Annotated in this window: 7 protein-coding genes; 4 read left to right on the top strand and 3 right to left on the bottom strand. The window is 72.4% G+C overall.

Annotated elements, in window-relative coordinates:
- Positions 1-133 precede the first annotated feature (133 nt).
- The 3 genes from E1289_RS14885 to E1289_RS14875 all read right to left on the bottom strand — a co-directional run bounded on the left by E1289_RS14885 (position 134) and on the right by E1289_RS14875 (position 2052).
- Complete coding sequence (locus E1289_RS14885) at positions 134-322, bottom strand: DUF5999 family protein (RefSeq protein ID WP_131980400.1); 189 nt, start codon at positions 320-322, stop codon at positions 134-136.
- Between the two features lie 159 nt (positions 323-481).
- Positions 482-976 carry a hypothetical protein gene (locus E1289_RS14880; protein ID WP_243712833.1) on the bottom strand — a complete coding sequence of 165 codons (495 nt, stop codon included), beginning with the start codon at positions 974-976 and terminating at the stop codon, positions 482-484.
- 263 nt (positions 977-1239) lie between these two features.
- Positions 1240-2052 carry an SAM-dependent methyltransferase gene (locus E1289_RS14875; RefSeq protein ID WP_131980384.1) on the bottom strand — a complete coding sequence of 271 codons (813 nt, stop codon included), beginning with the start codon at positions 2050-2052 and terminating at the stop codon, positions 1240-1242.
- A gap of 224 nt (positions 2053-2276) precedes the next feature.
- Here E1289_RS14875 and E1289_RS14870 point away from each other — a divergent pair, with 224 nt between their 5' ends.
- The 4 genes from E1289_RS14870 to fdhA all read left to right on the top strand — a co-directional run bounded on the left by E1289_RS14870 (position 2277) and on the right by fdhA (position 6262).
- Positions 2277-3065, top strand: a complete 789-nt coding sequence (locus E1289_RS14870) for a DedA family protein (protein WP_131980382.1) — start codon at positions 2277-2279, stop codon at positions 3063-3065.
- Positions 3049-4257, top strand: a complete 1209-nt coding sequence (locus E1289_RS14865; RefSeq protein ID WP_243712832.1) for a histidine kinase — start codon at positions 3049-3051, stop codon at positions 4255-4257. Before E1289_RS14870 ends, E1289_RS14865 begins: the two co-directional genes overlap by 17 nt.
- Complete coding sequence (locus E1289_RS14860) at positions 4248-4919, top strand: response regulator transcription factor (protein WP_131980380.1); 672 nt, start codon at positions 4248-4250, stop codon at positions 4917-4919. Before E1289_RS14865 ends, E1289_RS14860 begins: the two co-directional genes overlap by 10 nt.
- Before the next feature lie 128 nt (positions 4920-5047).
- On the top strand, positions 5048-6262 hold the full coding sequence (gene fdhA, locus E1289_RS14855) for a formaldehyde dehydrogenase, glutathione-independent (RefSeq protein WP_131980378.1): 1215 nt from the start codon (positions 5048-5050) through the stop codon (positions 6260-6262).
- Positions 6263-6264: the final 2 nt, after the last annotated feature.

Here is a 6264-nt window from a genome sequence, read left to right as displayed (position 1 = left end):
CTTCTCCTGGCCGCGGCGGGCGGAGGAAGGCCCGCCGCGGCCAGGAGAAGGGAGCCACCGCGTCCCGGGTGCGGCAGGGGCGGGAGGCGCCTCGCGGTGGGGCGCGGGCGTGCGGGTGCGGAGGACCCGGTGGCTACGCGGTGGTGATGTGGCGGTGCGGGGCGACGGCCCGGCCGTCGGGCAGCAGCTCCCCGGTGTCGTCGAAGACGACGATGCCGTTGCAGAGCAGGCTCCAGCCCTGCTCCGGGTGGTGCGCGACGGTGCGCGCGGCCTCGCGGTCGAGCGCGTCCGGCTTCGGACAGGCCGGCTCGTGGGTGCAGATCGAGTGGTGCTGAGCGGTCACGGAGTTCCTCCAGGGCGTCCCTGTGATTTAGGGCATAGCTGCAGCCTGCCGCCGCTCGTCCGAAATATGCAAGTCAATGAGAAATTCTTTACCGTTCGGTACGTGTGAAGCCGGACAACACCGGGCAACTCGCCACATTCAGTGCAGGCGTCCGTCCGTTTCGTCACCGTGGTCCACGTCCAGGCCGACCACGGAGGTGCAGCCCGTGCACACCCACTCGCCGGTGACCGCCTCGGAGTCGGCGCCGTGGGTGCGGTACGGCCGGTCGACCCGCCTGCGCCGCATCCCGTGCCCGCAGGACGAGTGCAGGAGCCGCCCGCACGAGGGGCAGGGCCACACGTCCTCCCGGCGCAGGTTGCAGTGGGGGCACAGCGGCGACACGTAGTGCGCGCCCGGATCGGGGAGATCCAGTTCCTCGAGCCACTCGTACTCCAGGTCGAGGTACTCGTCGCCCGGCCAGTGGTGGTCGGCCAGCCAGGCGAGGTACTCCTCGTCCCCCGGCCCCAGGACGGCCGTCAGGGACTCGGGGTGCTCCTTCTCCGGGCGGTGTCGGCGCCTGCCGTGCCGCGCGGTGGCCAGGAGCGTCAGCAGGCCGAGGAGCGCGGCCGCGGCCAGGCCAGTCGCCATGGGCATCGCGGCGTCCTTACATGATCTTGCTGGCGGGAAATCCGATCATGAATGCACTTCACAAAACCCTGCGAACGCTACAAGAAAGGCTGTTAACCGAAAAGTCGCTCTAAAAGATTCTTTACCGGGATGAGGTGCCCCCCGGTGTCCGAAACCGAGGCCCGACAGTGTCCGGAACCGCCCGCCTGCCTGCGGTTCCAGGGTTCCGGGGCTGGTCCGGGTGCCCGGCCGTGCGGGCGCGGGTTTCACTCTCCGCTGAATCGGCGCGGTCAGTCCTTGCGGCCCATGACGGCCACCATCTGGGTGTGGAGGGGGTGCTCGAGCGGCCCCGCCGGTCCGTCCGGCCGCCACTCGGTGACGTGGGCCACGCCCGGTTCGAGGATGGTGAGGCCCGCCATGAACCGCTCGATCTCCGAGGAGTGCCGGAAGTAGGACCCGCCCAGCCCCGCCTGCAGGATGCGTTTGGCCTCCTCGACGCGCGGGTCGTCGCCCGAGTCGTGCAGGTGCGTGAGCATGACGTGGCTGCCTGGCGCCAGGAACGGCAGCAGCCCTTGGACCACCCCTGCAGGGTCCCGGTCGTCCGGGACGTGGTGGATGATCGCCGCCAGGACCACGCCCACGGGGCGCGACAGGTCGAGCAGGCCGGTCAGCGCCGGATCGGTGAAGATCTTCTCCGGCTCGTACAGGTCGCCCTGGATGAACGTCGCGACGCCCGTCTCGGTGAGCAGCGCCCGCCCGTGCGCCAGGACGATCGGGTCGTTGTCGACGTAGACGACCCGCGCCTGCGGGTTCGCGGCACGCGCGAACTGGTGCACGTTGGACGCGGTGGGCAGCCCCGACCCGATGTCGACGAACTGGTCGATGCCGAGTTCCGCGGCCATGTACGTCACCGCGCGCTCGATCGCGACACGGTTGCCCTTGGCCACCACTGGGGCCTCCGGCACGAGCTGCAGGACCATGTCGGCCACCTCGCGGTCGGCGGCGAAGTTGTCCTTGCCGCCGAGGAAGTAGTCGTAGACGCGCGCGAAGGTCGGGGTGGAGGGGTCGATGCCGGGGGGCGCCTTGTCGGGGTCGTCGGCCACGCGGGCGTCTCCTTCCTGGCTCGGGCCCGCGGCGGCACTGCGCACGGGGGGAAGCGGGGACCTCCAAGCGTAGGCCCGTCCGACCTGGCGAGGGAGGATCTTTCCCCATCCCGGCCGCCCCGGGGGGTGCGGTTCTCCACAGGACCGGGGTGTGGAACGCGGCCGCCGGGGTAGACGGTCTTCTCCATGGTGACGAGGACGGGCCGATTCGTAACGTTGCAGACATGATCGAAATGACGCACTCGGCGGCGGCGTCCGCGGGCGGTCCCGATGGGGGCGTCGCGGGCTGGCTCACCGACCTGATGGAGAAGCTCGGCTCGCCCGGCGCGGGACTGGCGGTCGCGCTGGAGAACCTCTTCCCGCCGCTGCCGAGCGAGCTGATCCTCCCGCTGGCCGGGTTCACGGCCGCGCAGGGCGGGATGAGCCTGACCGGCGCCCTGCTGTGGACGACGTTCGGGAGCGCCGCCGGGGCACTGGTCCTCTACTGGATCGGGGCGGTGATCGGGCGGGACCGGGTCCGCCAGCTCGTGGACCGGATGCCGCTGCTCAAGCTCGACGACCTGGACCGGACGGAGGCGTGGTTCGCCCGGCACGGCACCAAGGCGGTGTTCTTCGGCCGGATGATCCCGGTCTTCCGCAGCCTGATCTCCGTCCCGGCCGGGGTGGAGCGCATGCGGATGACGCAGTTCCTGCTCTACACGACGCTCGGCAGCGCCCTGTGGAACACCGCGTTCGTTCTGGCCGGATACCTGGTCGGCGACAACTGGCAGACGGTCGAGACGTACATGGGGATGTACTCCAAGGCCGTGCTCGCGGCGTTCGTCCTGGCCGTGGCGGTGTTCGTCGCCGTGCGCGTCCGCAAGGCGCGGCGCGGCCGGCGGGAGAGCAGGGGCCGGCGGGAGCTCGGCGGCACACCGCCGGCCGACGAGGAGCGCCCGGCGGGCACCAGGGAGATGGCGGGTACCAGGGAAATGGCGGGCACCAGAGAATACGAGCGTGGCCGTTTTTCCTGACGTGCGCGGCCCGCGCGCCGCCGCGCGGGCCCTGGCGGGCCTGGTGCTGGGCGCCCTCACCGCCGGCGCGGAACTGTTCCTGCTGGTCCTGGCGGCGCTCCTGATGGCGTACTCGCTCGCCTTCTCCCGGGGGCAGCGGACGGCCCCGGCGGTCGTCGCGGTCGTCGCGCGGGCCGCGACCGAGCTGGAGCGGTGGCGGATGCGCAGGTACCTGGGCGAGGACAGGGCCGCCGAGTACGGGCCGCTGAAGGCGCTGGCCTACCTCGTCCTCCGCGTGCCGGTCGGCCTCCTCGGCGGGATCATCCTGCTGCTGATCGGCTACGGGGCGGCGGCCGGGGCCAGGCTGGCCGCGGGCTGGTGGATCACGGGCGATTACCTGGACGGCATCGCGCCGAGCTGGTGGATCGTCCTCTACACCGCCGTCGCCGGGCTCGTGCTGCTGTTCCTGGCCGTCCAGGGGCTCGCCGGGGTCGTGGTGCTGGAGAAGGCCGTGGCGAGGCGGACGCTCGGCCCCAGCCCGCTGGAGGAGTACGAGCGCCGCATCGCGCAGCTGTCGGTGACCCGGGCGCAGGTGGTGGACGCGGTGGACGACGAGCGCCGCCGCATCGAGCGGGACCTGCACGACGGGGTCCAGCAGCGGCTGGTGGCGCTCGGCATGCTGATCGGCCGGGCGCGCCGCGCCGGCGACGGCGACCGGGCCGCCGAGCTGCTGAGGCAGGCGCACGAGGAGTCCCGGCGTGCCCTTGACGACCTGCGCGAGGTCGCCTGGCGCGTCTACCCGGCGGCGCTGGACGGCGAGGGGCTGCGGGCGGCGCTGGAGACGGTCGCCGAGCGGTCCCCGCTGCCCGTGACGATCGGCTACGACGTGCGGGACCGGCCGCCGCACGCGGTGGAGACCGCCGCGTACTTCGTCGTCTGCGAGGCCGTCACCAACGCGGCCAAGCACTCCGGCGCCGCCCGGGTGCTGGTGGACGTCGCGGCGCCGCCGCCCGCGCCGGGGACCGGGCCGGGTAGCGGATCGGGGAGAATGATCCGCGTGCGCGTGGAAGACGACGGGACCGGGGGAGCCGACCCGGCCGGCGGCGGGCTGGCCGGGCTGGCCCGCAGGGTGGCGGCGCTGGACGGGACGTTCGCCGTGCGCAGCCCGCGGGGCGGCCCGACCGTGATCAGTGCGGAGCTGCCGTGCGGGTGATGCTGGCCGAGGACTCGACGCTGCTCCGCGAGGGCCTGGTGCGGCTGCTCGCCGAGGAGGGGCACGAGGTGGCCGCGGCGGTCGGCGACGGCGGCGCGCTGCTGGCGGCGGTGGCCGCCGGGCCGCCCGACGTCGTGGTCGTCGACGTCCGGATGCCCCCCACCCATACCGACGAGGGGCTGCGCGCCGCCCTGGAGATCAGGCGGCGCTGGCCGGACGTGGGCGTCCTCGTCCTGTCGCAGTACGTGGAGCGGCGCTACGCGACCGAGCTGATCACCGCGGACACGGCCGGGGTCGGCTACCTGCTGAAGGACCGGGTCGCGCAGGTGGACGAGTTCCTGGACGCCCTCGACCGGGTCGGCGCGGGCGGCGCCGCGTTCGACCCGGAGGTGGTGCGCCGCCTGCTCGCCGCGCACGGGGCGCGGGCCGACCCCCTCGCGCGGCTCACGCCCCGCGAACGGGACGTCCTCGACAACATGGCGCAGGGTCATACCAACGCGTCGATCGGCAAGAACCTGCACATCTCGCAGAGCGCCGTGGAGAAGCACGTCAACGCGATCTTCGACAAGCTCGACCTGTCGCGGACGTCCGGGTACAGCCGCCGCGTCCTCGCCGTCCTGCGCTATCTGGGCTCCCGAACCGGCACGGCGAAAACGGACTAACAGCCACAGACGGGGTATACGTCCGGACGTACGATCGCGGCACCCGTGCCGCCCGGGGGGCGGGGCGATGAACGCGTTTCGTCGTCCGGGGCGCCGGCGAGCCGAACCTCAACGCGGAGGGAGAGGTCGTGGCGGACACCAACCGAGGCGTCGTCTACCAGGGACCCGGCAAGGTCACGGTCGAGGATCTGGACTACCCCGAACTCGTACTGGCCGAGCAGGACGGCCGCAAGCTGGAGCACGGCGCCATCCTGAAGGTCCTGGCCACCAACATCTGCGGCTCCGACCAGCACATGGTGCGCGGCCGGACGACCGCACCCGCCGGGCTCACGCTCGGCCACGAGATCACCGGCGAGGTGGTGGAGCTCGGCAGGGACGTCGAGTTCATCCGGAAGGGCGACCTCGTCAGCGTCCCCTTCAACATCGCGTGCGGGCGCTGCCGCAACTGCAAGGAGCGGCACACCGGCGTGTGCGAGAACGTCAACCGGGACCGTCCCGGCGCCGCGTACGGGTACGTCGACATGGGCGGCTGGCACGGCGGCCAGGCCCGGTACGCGGTCGTCCCGTACGCCGACTTCAACCTGCTCAAGTTCCCCGCCGACCGCGACACGGTGCTGGCGAAGCTGCCCGACCTCGCGATGCTGTCGGACATCCTCCCCACCGGCTACCACGGCGCCTACACCGCGGGCGTCACCACCGGGTCCACCGTGTACGTGGCGGGCGCGGGCCCGGTCGGGCTCGCCTGCGCCACCGCGTGCCTGCTGCTCGGTGCGGCCGTCGTCATCGTCGGCGACATGAACGCGCGCCGGCTGGAGCAGGCCCGCGGCTTCGGCTGCGAGACGATCGACCTGTCCCGGCACGACAGCGTGCCCGAGCAGATCGAGCAGATCCTCGGCGTCCCGGAGGTGGACGCGGCCGTCGACTGCGTCGGGTTCGAGGCGCGCGGCCACGGCCCCGAAGGGTCCGCGGGGGAGCAGCCCGCGACCGTCCTCAACACGCTGATGGACATCACCCGCGCCGCCGGCGGCCTCGGCATCCCCGGTCTCTACGTCACCGGCGACCCGGGTGCGCCGGACGAGAACGCCAAGGTGGGGCAGCTCGGGCTGCGCTTCGGCACCGGCTGGGCCAAGTCGCACTACTTCGTCACCGGCCAGTGCCCGGTGATGAAGTACAACCGGCAGCTGATGATGATGATCCTGAAGGACCGGGTGAGCATCGCCGCCAACGTCAACGCGTCGGTCATCCCGCTCGACGAGGCGCCCGAGGGCTACGCCGAGTTCGACCGCGGCGCGGCGCAGAAGTACATCCTCGACCCGCACGGCCTGGTGGGAGCCGCGGCCTGACC

Origin of the sequence: Actinomadura sp. 6K520 (assembly GCF_004349245.1) — a bacterium.
Classification (GTDB): domain Bacteria; phylum Actinomycetota; class Actinomycetes; order Streptosporangiales; family Streptosporangiaceae; genus Spirillospora.
The sequence above is the reverse complement of the archived record's forward strand: the minus strand, read 5'-3'. Positions and strand labels throughout refer to the sequence as shown.